Source organism: Ruminococcus sp. OM04-4AA (assembly GCF_003462585.1).
Lineage (GTDB): Bacteria > Bacillota > Clostridia > Lachnospirales > Lachnospiraceae > Mediterraneibacter > Mediterraneibacter faecis.
On the sequence record NZ_QTZH01000030.1, the window covers coordinates 24387 to 39990 of the forward strand.

Sequence of the window (15604 nt, forward strand, 5' to 3'; positions counted from 1 at the left end):
ATGCTATAGCCAGAGGTGATGATTATGAATAAAAATGAAAGACCGGCCTTTTTGAAAGGAAAGGGAGCTGCAGTTGGCGCAGTACTTTGTTTTGTTGCGGTAATTACAATGGTTGGGAGCTACACATACAATCATTACAAAAAAGATATGGAGCAGCAGATCAAAGATGCGCAAACAACAGCAGAACAGCTTACAGAAGATGATAGTACATTGGCGAATACAGATGATATTCTTCCTACAGACACAGATTCAGAAGAGGATAATGCAGAAAACCAGGAATCCCAAAAGGATGTTCAGCAAGAGAATGAAAACAGTATGGAGAATGGAAATACATCCACAGAGGAAATTCAAAGCACGGCATCTTCAAATACACAGAATGTGTGGTTTACTCAGGAAAGTACACTTGCCTGGCCGGCAAGCGGAGCAACACTTTTGAGTTTTAGTATGGATCATACAGTATATTTTCCAACATTGGAGCAGTATAAATATAATCCTGCACTGATTATTGGTGGAACGCAGGGAGAAGTAATCCACGCAGCGGCAGCAGGAGTTGTAGAGAGTATTGAACAGACTGCCCAGACAGGAACTACCGTGACACTTGATATGGGAAATGGGTATACTGCGGTTTATGGCCAACTGGATGAAGTGGCGGCAGCAGTTGGAGATTATATTGCAGCCGGAGAGGAAGTGGGAACACTGAATTCACCGACGAAATATTATAGTGTCGAAGGACCAAATTTATATTTTGAAATTATGAAAGACGGGGCGCCGGTTGACCCAATGAATTTTATGGAGTAAAGTTGTATTTGTTTGGATAAAATGAAGGAATCAAAAGTTTGATTACGGGTGCAGGATCAATACTATATTGTATGGGATAGTTACTGTTCACTCCCGTGTCAATCACTCCGCTGATTGCACGGAGGATGCGTGTTTTGACTTGAATGCATCTCGCTCCATCGCCAAAGGCGATTTAAAATGGCGAGATGCGTTGCTGGTCGCACATCGTGTGAACAGTAACATCGGATACAGGAAAAGTTTTCTTGATAATATACTATGATGTGAGTGTCAAAAGTAAATTTTGCCACTTACATCATAGTTTTGGTCTTGGATAAGAGATTCATGATATAATAAATAGCAAGCATCGAAAGAGTAATGCGGGAGATAGCAGAGGTGAGTTTTTGAATTATACATATATGCTAAAATGTAGTGACGGAACGTTATACACGGGCTGGACAAATGATCTGGAAAAACGTGTGGAGGCGCACAATTCCGGGAAAGGTGCGAAATATACGAAGGCACGCAGGCCAGTTGAATTGGCTTATTATGAGGAATTTGAGACAAAAGAACAGGCAATGAAGCGGGAATATGCAATTAAGCAGTTAGGGAGAAAAGAGAAACAGGAACTCATTGCCGGCAAAAAAGTTAAATTATCAGATGAAAGAAAAGAGAAAGAAGATTAAAAAACCTGCCCATCGGGAATGTAACATTTCCCGATGGGCAGGTTTATCACAGCAGAAGCAATCGCATCTGCTGATAAGGTTTGTTTAGCCGAAGTATCTCTTAAGCAGTCCTTCGAATGCTTTTCCGTGTCTTGCTTCATCGCGAGCCATCTCGTGTACTGTGTCGTGGATTGCATCCAGGTTAGCAGCTTTCGCTCTCTTTGCAAGATCGAATTTACCTTCTGTAGCACCGTGCTCAGCATCAACTCTCATCTCAAGGTTTTTCTTTGTGCTGTCTGTTACAACTTCACCAAGAAGTTCAGCGAATTTTGCAGCATGCTCTGCTTCTTCGTAAGCAGCTTTTTCCCAGTAAAGTCCGATTTCCGGATATCCTTCTCTGTGAGCAACTCTTGCCATTGCAAGGTACATTCCTACTTCAGAGCACTCTCCTGCGAAGTTTGCACGAAGATCTGCAAGAATATCTTCGCTGACACCCTGTGCAACACCTACAACGTGTTCAGCAGCCCATACTTTGTCTCCTTCCTGCTCTTTGAACTTAGAAGCTGGTGCGTGACAGACTGGACATTCAGCCGGTGCAGCATCTCCTTCGTGAACATAACCACATACTGTACATACAAATTTTTTCATAATGATAATCTCCTTTTTCTTATTAATTTTTTTTATAACTTAAGACTTTCTAATGCAGTCACTGCATTCCCCATAAAACAAAGTGGAACTTGAAGTGATGATTCCATCAAAATTCTCCCCGGCCAGCCGGTTCACTTCTTCAATACTCTTCATATCCAGTTCCAGATCCAGTAACCGTCCACAGCTTGTACAGAGAAAATGATTGTGCGGAATAACATTTCCGTCAAATCGATCTCCGCCGTCAGGTGTTGGGATCTTGATCGCTTCGCCGATATCTGTCAGCAGATTCAAATTCCGGTAAACAGTACCAAGACTGATATTAGGAAAATCCTCTTTAACATGCAGATAAACAGTGTCGGCAGTGGGATGCTCTTTTGTTGAAGCGAGATAATGCTTGATAGCTTCTCGCTGTCGGCTATATTTAATTGCAGCCATAGATTCACCTCTTTCTGAAATTGAATCAATAACAGTAACGATTACTGTAATTAGAATATAACTTATATTTAAAAATTGTCAATAGGAAAAAAATAAGTTTTTTTTATTTCTCCTGACAAAATATTACAAAATAATTAACAAAATGGACGTTGAGATTTAATAAAAAAGGGGAATAATTACAAATGGTGGAGGGCGATAATTATGAAAAAACTATTAAAACAGTTGACATATCTATGGTTGATTGATAAAATTACGGCGTAACAAAAATTAACAATTATGTAACAATTAAAACTTCCCACAAAAGATAAGGCTGGAAATAAAGGAGGTTTTATATGAGTAACATGCGGATGAAGCATAAGCTTATCATGTCAATGATGGCAGGGATGATCATAATTCCGGGGAGTGTAGTCAGAACACAGGCGGCAGAAACTGATGACAGTGAGAAGAGTCTGGTTCCGGTTACAGGAATTGAAAACATTTTGGAAGCATCATATCAGACAGAAATAAAGAACAATATCAATCTGTATCTGGTGCCGACAGAAGAGGGAGAGTATTTGAATATAGCGTTTTCTAATACGGGGGATTATACCTATATTAGAAGCGAAGCAGATGAAAACAGTGAATGGGTTGGAAAATTATATTCTGATTCAGCGGCAGTTGTGTTGGAATATTTGGATGGATGGACAAAGATTCGGTCGGGAAATGCAGAGGGGTATGTTCCGACCGAAACATTGTTCACAGGAGAAGAAGCCCGTTCGAGGTCAGATGAGTATACAAATGAGAATGTTACAGTCACAGCAGATTGTCTGAATGTCAGAGAAGGACATGGGACAGATACTACCGTATTAACCCAGATCGGTCAGGGAGAAGAATATCTTGTGACAGCAGATCCTGTAGATGGCTGGTATCCGATACAGGTCGGTGAAGTTAATGGCTGGGTGTGCGGTGATTATGTTATAGAGGAAAGTTCTTATTCTTACGGGGAGACAAAAGAGGAAGAACAAAAACGAATGGAAGCAGAAGAAGCTGCGGCTGCGGAGGCGGAAGCAGAAGCCCAGGCTGCAGAAGCGGCGGCTCAGTCAGTTGCGTCAGGGCAGGAAGTTATTGATTATGCCTGTCAGTTTATTGGGAATCCATATGTGTGGGGCGGTACAAGTTTAACAGATGGGGCGGATTGTTCAGGATTTGTCCAGTCCGTGTATGCACATTTTGGTATAAGCCTTCCACGAACTTCTTATGAACAGCGAAGTGCAGGATATGAAGTGAGTTATGAAGACGCACAGCCGGGGGATCTTATCTTATATGAAGGACATGTTGGTTTATATATAGGAAATGATCAGATCGTAAATGCAATGAATGAAGCTCAGGGAATTGGTATCAGCAGTGCAACGTATACAAATATCGTGGCTGTCAGACGGATTTATTAAAGAATAATAGAAAGAAAACAATGCATTGTCCAGAATATGTGTGGGAAATGAAAGATTTGACTGTAAATTCTAAAATCGATATTTTTCAAGAAAAATATGTGGATAGTCAAAATGCACAAAATATGACAAGAATATTCAAAATAGCAAAAAAATAAAAAAAAGTAGTTTTCAACTTATCAACATTGAAAAATCGAAAAAATGAGGAAAAATAAAAGATTCCCTGAAAGTTATCCACATTATCAACAAAGAAAGATGTGAATAGTGTGGATAACTTTTGGAAATAAAAAGAACATTCGTTTTGGTCATTGTTATGAAAATGACGATTTGTCGAAAAAAAAAAGAAAACTGATTGACTTTTGAGTAGTGTGATAAACGGAAAAAGTTGCGTGAAAAATTCAGAAAATTTTATAGAATGATAATGAAAATAAGGTTGCTAAATCATAGATCAGGGATTATAATAAAAATTACTGTTCAAGGGTGACAGAAATTAATTGAAAATAGAAATATGTAAGGAGGAAACAGTGATGGCAATTTCTAAAAGCACAACAATTGGCGAACTTCTGGTAACATTTCCAGAGTCAGCTCCGATTTTGATGGAGATTGGTATGCATTGTCTTGGATGCCCGTCATCTCAGATGGAGTCTCTTGAGGAAGCAGCTATGGTTCATGGAATTGATGCAGATCTGCTTGTAGAGAAGATCAATGCAGCAATGGCAGCCGTTGGTAAATAATTAAGAGAAAAGATATACAAGAAGCTGTTGTGCTCTCAAAAAAGAGAGTATGGCAGCTTTTTAGTATCGTTAAAAGTTTTTGTGGATAACAAGTGAAAAAGACGGCCTGAAGTGTGGGAAAAGTTATTCCCATAATTCCAGACCGTCTTTTTTATTCGTTGTTTAAATTGTGGATAACTTCTGAATTGCGTCTGCGGAAACAATGATTTTGCAATGCTCCTCCAGAAATGCAAGAACAGAAGAATCTCCCTTCTCAGGGGAACTGTACTCCGAAAGCATATTACATACTTTATTAAATTCCTGATCTGCACCATCAGCAGGTGCCAGCGCAAGGATAAAGGTATTATTATTCTCATCGTCCTTATATAGTGTATTTGCACCTGTATAGAACGGAGCAAGCAGGCGGGAAGCCTCAATTACGGAATCTAACGTGTCGAAGGAGAACAGGCGGACCGGAAATGTCGGTACTGTTTCTTTAGGTTCCGGATCTTTTGCTTCGGAAGCAACTTCTTTCACTTTGTTAAGCAGATCAAAGAATTCATCTGCGCCCTGAAGCTTTTCAAGAACATTGCTGTTCGGTGTATCAGAATCTCCGGCAGGTGTAAACTTGGAAAAACGTGTATCAAGTTCTTCCGGATCCTCCACCTTTGTTATGATTAAGGTGATAGAGTCTGAAGAAGAAGGAATTGCTTCTATCATCAGAGGAAGGTCATCTGTCTCGAATCCAAAGTCGAAAGATGCCTGCTGCATCATATCTCGAAATAGTGATTTTGCTTTCTCGGTACCATAAGCCAGTTCGCTGATCTTGAGATTGCGGGCTGCAAGATCGGCATGTGTCAAAGTACAACGAATCTGATTGTCATTGATTTTTTCAATTTTCATATGATCACATCCTTATGTCTTATGATATTAAGATAATCTGTGGATTAAGAACTGTTCATTATGTTCATAACTAGATATATCTTTTCATCGTTTAGTATAAACAAAAAAAGAAAAGATGTAAAGGAAAACGAAAATTGTTTATAACTATTTTAGGTTATCAACAAATCCCACCCACTTATCAACAATAAACACATTGAAATTCCAAAAGGCTGCTCATATAATGGCACTTACAGAAGACACACCATTTGATAAAACAGAATGTTAAGAAAGGAGGCACTGAAAGCATTTCTGATTTTCAAAAAAAATTCAATTCCCTGAAATCAAGGGAAAATTCACAATAATTATGAGAAGGAGACCCTCCGAAGATCAGGGTTGTCTTCTTGTCCGTCACTTGTTCTACAGTATGTCACAGATACCTTTTATGGTCGAAGATGGCGGACAACGTTTTATCAGGATCCCAGGAGAGAAGGAGTACATACGATATGAGAACGGAAGATGGATATAAGGAATTATATGCGGAACTAAGAGGTTATGAAGAAAAAGGAGTGGACATAGTTATGGATGGATATCCGATGAGTCCATTGCAGATTGTGACAGCATATATGGCCAGAGAAGAAGGTACTTATATGAGAGATTATGTGATTGATCCAGAAGGAAGGATAGAATCATTGGTTTTTACAGATGTGAATCATAACAGACAGGCAGAGATTACCCCTTGAACTGCCGGACAGAAGTATATTTGTAAGCTGTTATAATTGATAGAAGATGGACAGACATTTAAGGTGTAACAACTTTTTGATATGTACAATTGTTGTAGATGCAATTTGTTAATGACGCAAGATGAAAATATGATATAATGAATTCCAGAATCATTATTTTATCCAGAGATGTGGAGATATTAGAAATACACACAGCAGAGCGTAAGGAACTGTTTGTGTAAGAAAGCGCCAGAGATATAAAAATTGCAATCAGGAGGGTTGGCATGGACAAAAGAAAAGGCAGTACCCATGCGCGAAGCAGGGGAAGAGTAGAAGGACAATCTGGACATCCGGGGAGTTCCCGGAGAAAGGGAAGACCAATGACAACAGGTAGAGGCAGAAATGGAAGGTCAGGAACACGACATGCGAAGAAAGTGAATAGAGCGCGGAAAAGACGTAACAAAATTCTTTTCGTAATGATCATCATATTATTGATCATGATTTTGGCAGCAGGCGCAGTTTTCTTTAAGAGATACGGTTCATCAAATGAGGAAGCCGATAAAGAACAATATTATGGAATAGAAAACAGTGATGATCTGGCATTGATCATTAATAATGAAGTAGTGAAAAAAGAAGAGAGTTCCGCGGAATCTTCTTCCGATTCTTCTACAGATAGTGTTATACCGGGTAAGGTTTTTGATGGACAATATTATGTAGCATATCAGGTTCTTCGTGATAAGATAAACAGCAGATTTTACTGGGATGCGAACGAACGGGTGCTTCTATATACCTTGCCGGATGGAAATGTTTCTGTAAGTGAGAACAGCAGTGAATATACAGCAGTGAACGAAACAAAAAGTGAAGATTATGTAATTCTTAAGACGGATGGAGATATCGCATATATCGCACTTCCGTTCATACAAGAGTATACGAATATGGAATATTCTGTGGAACAGGAACCAAACAGAGCAATTATCACATCAAAGTGGGGCGAGATCGAGACAGCAGAAGTGAAGAAAGACACACAGGTTCGTTATCTTGGTGGCGTTAAGAGTCCGATACTGACAGAAGTTAAAAAATCGGACAAGGTGACAGTGCTTGAAGACGAAGATGACTGGATGAAAGTTGCCACAGCGGATGGTTATGTAGGATATATTAAGACCAAATTTTTAAAGAACCAGAAAAAAGAAAAAACATCCAGAGATTTTACGGAACCGGTTTATTCAGACATGACAGAAGATCATTCGATCAATATGGCATGGCATAATGTGACGAATGCGGCAGCGAATAATGCGGTTCAGCAGGTACTTGCATCAACCAGTGGACTTACGACGATCGCACCAACCTGGTTTAGTCTTGCGGATACGGAAGGTAATATCAGTTCAATTGCAGATGCGGACTATGTGAATTATGCACATACGGCAGGACTGGAAGTGTGGGCTGTATTCCGGGATTTTCATGGTGGAACGAATTCCTATGATGAGACCTATGAGACATTGCGTTATACATCAAAAAGAGCAAAACTGGAAGATCAGGTTGTAGCTGCGGCAGTGGCAGCAGGAGTGGATGGAATTAATTTAGACTTTGAATTGATTTCTTCCAAGTGTGGTGTGCATTACGTGCAGCTTGTGAGAGAGCTGTCTGTGAAGTGCCACCAGAATAATCTTGTATTTTCAGTTGATAATTATGTGCCACAGTCATACAATTCACATTATGATCTTAAAGAGCAGGGGATTGTGGCAGATTACGTGGTGATTATGGCTTATGATGAACATACAGAAGGATCCTATGAAGCGGGATCAGTGGCATCGATCAGCTATTTGCAGGATGGAATAGAAAAAACATTGAAAAAGGTATCAGCTGATAAAGTAATTGCCGGAATTCCATTTTTTACCAGATTATGGTTTGAGACAGCAAAGAGCCCGGAGCAACTTTCGGAAGAAGCTGGTACAGAAGCAGCATCTTATCCGAATAAAGTATCAAGTAAGGCACTGGGAATGGAAGAAGCGGCGCAGAGTGTTGTGAATGCGGGAGCAACAGCACAGTGGGATGAAAAGACACAGCAAAACTATGCAAAATGGTCTGCGGATGGCGGAACCTACCGTATCTGGCTTGAAGATGCTCAATCATTGGAAGCAAAGCTGAAGGTGATACAGGGAAGTAAACTGGCAGGTGTGGCAGAATGGAGCCTGGGAAGAGAAGAAAGCAGTGTATGGAAGCTCATTTCTCAGTATGTAAATTAAATAAAAGATAAGTTAAAAAACGGCTTCTCATTGCATATAGATAGAATATGTGAAGGGAGGTCGTTTTTTTGCAAAGAAAAATCAGGTTGATGATAGGGATTCTGATTATGACAGGGCTTATCGCAGGTTGTTGGAAAGTTTCGAAAAACTTACAGAAAGAATTAAAAGAAGAAATGGAGACAATCGGAGAAGCAGAAAAGTCAGACAGGATAGTTGTTTTAGATGCAGGACATGGTGGTACTGATTCGGGGAAGGTCGGAATCAATGGAGTGAAAGAAAAAGATATCAATTTAACGATTACGAATTCTGTAAAGAAAATTTTGGAAAAAGAAAATATACAGGTAATCATGACCAGAGAAACAGATGAACAGCTTGCACAAAGTAAAGTAGAAGATTTGAAATACAGAGTAAAGATTATGAATGAAGTTTCTCCTGTATTAGCAGTCAGTATACATCAGAACAGTTATCATGAAGAAAATGTTTTCGGTGCGCAGGTCTTCTACTATCAGACATCGACGGAAGGAGAAAAGGCTGCAGGGATAATACAGGACGCTTTACAAAAGGTAAATCCGGATAATACCAAAAAGATAAAAGCAAATAATACATATTATATATTAAAAAAGACGGAAGTACCTACAGTGATCGTAGAATGTGGTTTTTTGAGTAACTATAAAGAAGCACAGAAGCTGGTTACGGAAGATTATCAGAAATCAGTAGCAGAAGCAGTGGCAGAAGGAATTTTATCTTATATAAAAGAAAATGAATAGCAGAAGAGAAACAGTTTTTTTTTAGAACAAATAATGATATAATAAAATTTATGGAAACGATTATTAGAAAAATAGATAAAAACCAAATAAACCAGGATGTAATAGAAGAAGCGGGAAATGTATTAAAACAAGGAGGTCTTGTTGCATTTCCTACGGAGACGGTTTACGGACTTGGGGCGGACGCATTAAAAGAGGAGGCGGCAAAGAAAACATATGCAGCAAAAGGACGTCCATCAGATAATCCGTTGATTGTTCATATTGCAGACTATGAGGATCTGAAAAAAGTGGCGGTGAATATTCCACCGGAGACAGATGCACTGGCAGCACATTTTTGGCCAGGTCCGCTGACGATGATATTTGAAAAAAGTGAGAGTGTACCTTACGGGACAACCGGAGGATTAGATACGGTTGCGGTTCGTATGCCAAGTGATCCAATTGCAGCGGCATTGATCCGGGCGGCAGGTGGATTTGTTTCAGCACCGAGTGCGAATACATCCGGGCGTCCGAGTCCGACGACAGCAGAGCATGTGCGGGTGGATCTGGAAGGTAAGATTGATATGATCCTGGATGGAGGTGCGGTAGATATCGGATTGGAATCCACAATTCTTGACATGACGGTAGAGCCGCCGATGATTTTACGTCCGGGTGCAATTACAGCGGATATGTTTGAGGAGGTAATCGGACCGGTCGGTGTTGATGAGACATTGGTTAACAGTGAAAGCAAGCAGGCGCCGAAAGCTCCGGGAATGAAGTACCGACATTATGCACCGAAGGCGAAAATGATGATTGTGGAAGGAAATATAAGAGAAGAGATTCTTGCAATTCGTCAGCTTGCCTATGCCGCGCACAGGGAAGGGAAGGAAGTCGGAATCATTGCAACGGGGGAAACAGTTCAGTTCTATAATTATGGGATTGTGAAGAATATAGGAACCCGTGAGAATGAGAATACTATTGCAAGAAACCTTTATCGAGTGCTTCGCGAATTCGATGAAGAAGACGTTGATCTGATTTATAGTGAATCTTTTGCTATGAACGGAATAGGAAAGGCGATTATGAATCGTCTTGAAAAGGCGGCAGGACATATGCACCTGCAGGCAACAGAGATCACAAAGAAGCAGAAGTATCGCAGAGTGATTTTTGTCAGCGAGGCAGATTCGGCAGTAGGACCAATGGCGGCAGAATTACTATGTCACCAGGATCTTGAGCAAGAGTATATTATTGAATCCGGCGGACTGGTTGTGCTTTTCCCTGAACCGGTAAACCAGAAGGCAGAGGCAATTATGAAGAGCGCGCAGATGACGTTGGAAAATCATGTGTCAAAGCAGTTTGATGGCAGCAATCTACAAGGAGATACACTTGTATTGACATTGAATGAGACAATTAAGAACAAAGTTCTTTCGGATTATGAAAACGTAAAAAATGTATATACAATAAATGAATTTGTCGGAGTATCAGAAGAACTTCCAAATCCTTATGGAAAGCCCCTGACAGCGTATGGAGAATGTTTTGAGATACTCACAGGGCTTATAGATAAACTTGCAGACAAACTGAATTCATATGCAAAAGGAGAAGAATAATGTCGGATAAAAGAACAGATTATTTATCGTGGGATGAATATTTTATGGGCGTGGCAATGCTTTCCGGAATGCGATCAAAAGATCCGAATACACAGGTTGGCTGTTGTATCGTAAGTCAGGATAACAAGATTCTTTCCATGGGATATAATGGTCTTCCGATGGGATGTTCTGATGATGAATTTCCATGGGCGCGCGAAGGCGAAGATCCGTTAGAGACAAAATATGTATATACAACACATAGTGAATTGAATGCAATTCTGAATTATAATGGCGGAAGTCTTGCGGGAGCAAAACTTTACGTATCTCTTTTTCCATGCAATGAATGCGCAAAAGCAATTATTCAGGCAGGAATTAAAGAAGTTATTTATGATTGTGACAAATACGCGGATACAACGGGAGTGAAAGCATCAAAACGAATGATGGATGCAGCAGGAGTGAGATATCACCAGTACCATCGAACAGGCAGAAAAATTGAATTTGAGATATAAAAAATACAGGTACGCTTGCATTGCGCTTGCGTACCTGTTTCAAAGAAGAGGGAGATAGAAGAAATGATTCGGACAATACGTGTAGAAGAAATAACAAAAAACATCAAAGAAATGTGCATTGAAGCAAATCATTTTCTGTCACCAGATATGGCAGAGGCAATGAAATGTGCCGAAAAGAATGAGGAAGCACCACTTGGAAAACAGATATTGGAACAGTTGCAAGAGAACTTGAAGATTGCAGGAGAGGATATGATTCCGATTTGTCAGGATACAGGAATGGCAGTAGTGTTTCTTGAGATTGGTCAGGATGTTCATCTTGAAGGAGGAGCATTGGAAGATGCGGTAAATGAAGGTGTACGTCAAGGTTATGTAGAAGGTTATCTTCGTAAATCAGTCGTTGGAGATCCGTTGATCCGTGAGAATACAAAGGATAACACGCCGGCAGTTTTGCATACAAGAATTGTAGATGGAGACCAGGTAAAGATAAAAGTAGCACCGAAAGGTTTCGGAAGCGAGAATATGAGTCGTGTATTTATGCTGAAACCGGCAGAAGGAATTGAAGGTGTAAAAGATGCGGTTCTTACTGCGGTAAAAGATGCCGGACCGAATGCGTGCCCGCCAATGGTGGTTGGTGTTGGAATTGGTGGTACATTTGAAAAATGCGCTTTGATGGCCAAAGAAGCTCTGACACGTGAAGTCGGATCACATTCAGAAATTGAATACGTAAAAGAGTTGGAAGAAGAACTCCTTACAAAAATAAATAACCTTGGTATCGGACCTGGTGGACTTGGAGGGACAACAACAGCACTTGCGGTGAATATTAATACTTATCCAACACATATCACGGGACTTCCGGTGGCGGTTAATATTTGCTGTCATGTAAATCGTCATGTGATTCGTACAATTTAATTCAACAGGCTAAGTGAAAGAGGAAAGTGAAATGGACAAGCATATAACAGTACCAATGAAGAAAGAGACCGTGGCAACACTGAAGGCAGGAGATTATGTTTATCTTACAGGAATGGTCTATACAGCAAGAGATGCAGCGCATAAAAGAATGTATGAGATTTTACAGGAAGGCGGGGAACTTCCAATTGATATTCAAGGTCAGGTGATTTATTACATGGGACCATCACCGGCAAGAGAAGGACGCCCAATTGGCTCGGCAGGACCGACGACAGCAAGCAGAATGGATAAATACGCACCTCAGCTCCTGGATCTTGGGCTTGGTGCTATGATAGGAAAAGGAAAAAGAAATCAAGCGGTAATTGATGCAATTGTACGCAATGGTTCAGTATATTTTGCGGCTGTTGGTGGAGCGGGGGCTCTTCTTTCAAAATGTATCACATCTTCAGAAGTGGTAGCGTATGACGATCTTGGAACAGAAGCGATCAGAAAACTGACAGTTGAAAATTTTCCGGTGATTGTAGTAATAGATAAAGATGGGAATAATCTTTATGAAACAGCAATTAAGGATTATTGCAGAATGGAGGAGAATGCATGAGAAGAATTCTACTGATGGTATTGCGGAATCTTTTGATCGTGCCGGGGGGATGGATTAAACTCTGCTATCGGGCTTCACATGTGGATAAATATACAGAAGAAGATAATTATGAATTTTTGCGTTGGATTGTTTTTCGTGCAAATAAAGGCGGAAATGTAACAATCGATGTACATGGACAGGAGAATATTCCAAAGCAGGATGGATTTATGTTTTTTCCAAATCATCAAGGTTTGTATGATGTATTGGCAATTGTTGAAGCGTGTACGCACCCTTTTTCTGTTGTAGCTAAAAAAGAAGTGGAAAACGTTCCGTTTTTAAAACAGGTATTTAAAATCATGAAAGCATTTATGATTGATCGTGAGGATGTCCGTCAGGCAATGAAAACTATTACAAGTGTAACAAAAGAAGTTGTATCGGGTAGGAATTATCTTATTTTCCCAGAAGGAACGCGTTCAAAAATGGAAATAATGTCGGTTCTTTTAAAGGGGGAAGCTTTAAAGCAGCAACCAAAGCAAAGTGCCCGATTATTCCGGTGGCACTTGTTGATTCTTTTAAACCGTTTGATACAAACAGTACCCGACCGGTGACGGTGCAGGTGCATTTTCTGAAACCGATGCTTTATGAAGATTATAAAGATATGAAGACCGTGGAAATTGCTGCTGCAGTAGAACAGCAGATCCAGGAAACAATCAATAAGAACCTGACGAAAGAAAAGGTAGAAGAGAAATGCTAAAGGAATGCTTGGATCAAGTTAGAAAAAAAGCCCCAGTGGTGCATAACATAACAAATTATGTAACAGTGAATGATGTTGCGAATGTGATTCTTGCATGTGGTGGCAGTCCAATTATGTCAGATGAGCCGGAAGATGTAGCGGACATTACATCTATATGTGGAGGGCTGAACATTAATTTGGGAACATTACATAAAACGAGTATTGAGGGAATGCTTAAAGCCGGGCATCGCTCTAATGAACTGGGACATCCGGTATTATTGGATCCGGTGGGAGCAGGAGCAAGCAGGTTCAGGACGGAGACGGCATTAAAATTAATAAAAGAGATAAAGTTTTCTGTGATTCGAGGTAATGTTTCAGAAATTAAGACGCTGGCTTATGGAAGCGGAAGTACAAAAGGCGTAGATGCTGATCTTACAGAAGCCGTTAATGAAAGAAATTTGCAACAGAGCATATCATTTATTAAAGGTTTTGCGAAAAAGAAAGAAGCAATTGTTATAATTACAGGAGCAATAGATCTTGTGACAGATGGCGAGAAATGTTATGTAATTAGAAATGGACGTTCAGAAATGGGAAGAATAACTGGCACGGGATGTCAGTTATCCGGTATTACGACCGCTTTTCTGGCAGCAAATCCGAAAAGAAAACTGGAAGCTGCTGTGGCAGCAGTTTGCATGATGGGCGTTGCCGGTGAAATAGCATGGACGAGAATGCAGGAAGGCGATGGTAACGCTACATATAGAAATAGAATTATTGATGCCATCTATAATATGACAGGAGAAAAACTGGAGAAAGGGGCTAAGTATGAGCTTTACTAAGGAACAATTAAGGGAACAGATGTTGCTGTATGCTGTTACGGACAGACATTGGCTGAATGGGCAGACGCTTTATGAACAGGTTGAGGAAGCGCTGAAAGGTGGCGCTACCTTTATTCAGTTACGTGAAAAAGATTTGACAGAAGAAGAGTTTTTAGAAGAGGCAAAAAAGATACAACAGTTATGCAAAAAATACGGAGTTCCGTTCATAATTAATGATAATGTGAAGCTTGCGAAGGAAATTGATGCGGATGGAGTGCATGTTGGGCAAAGTGATATGGAAGCTCTTGATGTAAGAGCGCAGCTGGGAGAAGATAAAATCATAGGCGTCTCTGCACGGACTGTAGAGCAGGCTTTATTAGCCGAAAAGCACGGGGCAGATTATCTGGGGGTTGGAGCGGTGTTTCAAACAGGAACAAAAACAGACGCACGGGAAGTAGAACACAGTGTGTTGAAGGAAATCTGTACTAAAGTTGATATTCCGGTTGTTGCTATAGGAGGAATTACACAAGATAATGTAAAAGAGCTTTCGGGTAGTGGAATTAATGGTGTTGCAGTGATCAGTGCAATCTTTGCCCAAAAGGATATTGAGACAGCAACTGCGAAGTTGAAAAGCTGCGTAGAACAGATAGTTTAAAAATTTGTTAAAAAATGAAAAAAAGTGATTGACAAGATGACAGTGTATTGCTATAATAAATTTCGCACTGTTGGTGCACACAATTGAACAAAGCTATAGATTCTATAGTAGAATTCAGTGTACGGAGAAATACTCAAGAGGCTGAAGAGGCGCCCCTGCTAAGGGTGTAGGTCGGGCGACCGGCGCGAGGGTTCAAATCCCTCTTTCTCCGTTTAACTTAAATCAAAAGAGCGGGACGACAGAAGTCTGGCGACTTCTCCTGATTTTGAAGAAAGTTAAAAATCATGTAAAAAGAAAATAAAAAAACTTCGAAAAAGTTCTTGACTTTCTAAAAAATACATGATAGTATAAATGAGCTGATTCGCTGAAACAAAGCGAAGAGGTAAGAAAAATAAAAAACTTCAAAAAAGTTCTTGACAAAGCGAAATGCTTATGATAAAATAAATGAGCTGTCGCAAATGAACAAAGCGAAGTAAGAACCTTGATAACTGAACAATAGACAACAACAACCCTTGAAAATTTCTTTAAGAGAAGATTTTTAAGAACGGTTTTTAAACAAACCAAAACAACAGTAAAAAGGGAA

The 15604-nt window shown here is 40.0% G+C and carries 18 protein-coding genes and 1 tRNA gene; 16 read left to right on the forward strand and 3 right to left on the reverse strand.

Annotation, left to right across the window (positions count from 1 at the left end; all coding sequences use genetic code 11):
- Positions 1 to 24: 24 nt before the first annotated feature.
- Positions 25 to 798 (forward strand): M23 family metallopeptidase, encoded by a 774-nt coding sequence (locus tag DXB52_RS09795; protein ID WP_015527603.1) that lies wholly within the window; start codon positions 25 to 27, stop codon positions 796 to 798.
- Between the two features lie 380 nt (positions 799 to 1178).
- Positions 1179 to 1460 carry a GIY-YIG nuclease family protein gene (locus DXB52_RS09800; protein WP_117498476.1) on the forward strand — a complete coding sequence of 94 codons (282 nt, stop codon included), beginning with the start codon at positions 1179 to 1181 and terminating at the stop codon, positions 1458 to 1460.
- An 84-nt stretch (positions 1461 to 1544) separates the two neighbouring features.
- Here DXB52_RS09800 and DXB52_RS09805 read toward each other — a convergent pair whose 3' ends face one another.
- Together DXB52_RS09805 and DXB52_RS09810 are read right to left on the reverse strand one after the other, a co-directional pair.
- Positions 1545 to 2087: an NADH peroxidase gene (locus DXB52_RS09805; RefSeq protein WP_015527602.1), complete on the reverse strand. Its 543-nt coding sequence runs from the start codon at positions 2085 to 2087 to the stop codon at positions 1545 to 1547.
- A 39-nt stretch (positions 2088 to 2126) separates the two neighbouring features.
- Positions 2127 to 2522, reverse strand: coding sequence for a Fur family transcriptional regulator (locus DXB52_RS09810; RefSeq protein WP_015527601.1), 396 nt, complete (start codon positions 2520 to 2522; stop codon positions 2127 to 2129).
- Positions 2523 to 2854: 332 nt separating this feature from the next.
- On the opposite strand from DXB52_RS09810, the gene DXB52_RS09815 reads away from it, so the two are divergent.
- Together DXB52_RS09815 and DXB52_RS09820 are read left to right on the forward strand one after the other, a co-directional pair.
- Complete coding sequence (locus DXB52_RS09815; RefSeq protein WP_117579678.1) at positions 2855 to 3949, forward strand: C40 family peptidase; 1095 nt, start codon at positions 2855 to 2857, stop codon at positions 3947 to 3949.
- 524 nt (positions 3950 to 4473) lie between these two features.
- Positions 4474 to 4680: a DUF1858 domain-containing protein gene (locus tag DXB52_RS09820; RefSeq protein WP_472520076.1), complete on the forward strand. Its 207-nt coding sequence runs from the start codon at positions 4474 to 4476 to the stop codon at positions 4678 to 4680.
- 162 nt (positions 4681 to 4842) lie between these two features.
- On the opposite strand, the gene DXB52_RS09825 is transcribed toward DXB52_RS09820, so the two are convergent.
- On the reverse strand, positions 4843 to 5562 hold the full coding sequence (locus DXB52_RS09825) for an adaptor protein MecA (RefSeq protein ID WP_118107146.1): 720 nt from the start codon (positions 5560 to 5562) through the stop codon (positions 4843 to 4845).
- 482 nt (positions 5563 to 6044) lie between these two features.
- Here DXB52_RS09825 and DXB52_RS09830 point away from each other — a divergent pair, with 482 nt between their 5' ends.
- From DXB52_RS09830 to DXB52_RS09880, 12 genes are all read left to right on the forward strand, one after another.
- Complete coding sequence (locus DXB52_RS09830) at positions 6045 to 6281, forward strand: hypothetical protein (protein WP_015527594.1); 237 nt, start codon at positions 6045 to 6047, stop codon at positions 6279 to 6281.
- A 263-nt stretch (positions 6282 to 6544) separates the two neighbouring features.
- A complete protein-coding gene (locus tag DXB52_RS09835) occupies positions 6545 to 8503 on the forward strand; it encodes a glycosyl hydrolase family 18 protein (protein ID WP_118107148.1) in 1959 nt (652 codons plus the stop codon).
- Between the two features lie 68 nt (positions 8504 to 8571).
- Positions 8572 to 9270 (forward strand): N-acetylmuramoyl-L-alanine amidase family protein, encoded by a 699-nt coding sequence (locus tag DXB52_RS09840; RefSeq protein WP_054754399.1) that lies wholly within the window; start codon positions 8572 to 8574, stop codon positions 9268 to 9270.
- A gap of 50 nt (positions 9271 to 9320) precedes the next feature.
- Complete coding sequence (locus DXB52_RS09845) at positions 9321 to 10847, forward strand: L-threonylcarbamoyladenylate synthase (protein WP_015527546.1); 1527 nt, start codon at positions 9321 to 9323, stop codon at positions 10845 to 10847.
- A complete protein-coding gene (locus DXB52_RS09850; RefSeq protein WP_054754397.1) occupies positions 10847 to 11335 on the forward strand; it encodes a deoxycytidylate deaminase in 489 nt (162 codons plus the stop codon). The genes DXB52_RS09845 and DXB52_RS09850 overlap by 1 nt, the downstream gene beginning before the upstream one ends.
- A 63-nt stretch (positions 11336 to 11398) precedes the next feature.
- A complete protein-coding gene (locus tag DXB52_RS09855; RefSeq protein ID WP_118107150.1) occupies positions 11399 to 12244 on the forward strand; it encodes a fumarate hydratase in 846 nt (281 codons plus the stop codon).
- Positions 12245 to 12275: 31 nt separating this feature from the next.
- On the forward strand, positions 12276 to 12839 hold the full coding sequence (locus DXB52_RS09860) for a Fe-S-containing hydro-lyase (RefSeq protein ID WP_118107152.1): 564 nt from the start codon (positions 12276 to 12278) through the stop codon (positions 12837 to 12839).
- Positions 12840 to 12919: 80 nt separating this feature from the next.
- Entirely contained in the window at positions 12920 to 13426 is a 507-nt protein-coding gene (locus tag DXB52_RS09865) for a lysophospholipid acyltransferase family protein (protein WP_472520077.1), read from the forward strand.
- 8 nt (positions 13427 to 13434) lie between these two features.
- Positions 13435 to 13572 carry a hypothetical protein gene (locus DXB52_RS17115; protein ID WP_472520078.1) on the forward strand — a complete coding sequence of 46 codons (138 nt, stop codon included), beginning with the start codon at positions 13435 to 13437 and terminating at the stop codon, positions 13570 to 13572.
- On the forward strand, positions 13566 to 14387 hold the full coding sequence (gene thiM, locus DXB52_RS09870) for a hydroxyethylthiazole kinase (RefSeq protein WP_117907867.1): 822 nt from the start codon (positions 13566 to 13568) through the stop codon (positions 14385 to 14387). The genes DXB52_RS17115 and thiM overlap by 7 nt, the downstream gene beginning before the upstream one ends.
- The gene (gene thiE / locus DXB52_RS09875; protein WP_117916762.1) at positions 14374 to 15021 is read left to right on the forward strand and encodes a thiamine phosphate synthase; all 648 of its coding nucleotides are present in this window, start codon (positions 14374 to 14376) and stop codon (positions 15019 to 15021) included. Before thiM ends, thiE begins: the two co-directional genes overlap by 14 nt.
- Positions 15022 to 15144: 123 nt before the next feature.
- Positions 15145 to 15232, forward strand: a tRNA-Ser gene (locus DXB52_RS09880).
- Positions 15233 to 15604 lie beyond the last annotated feature (372 nt).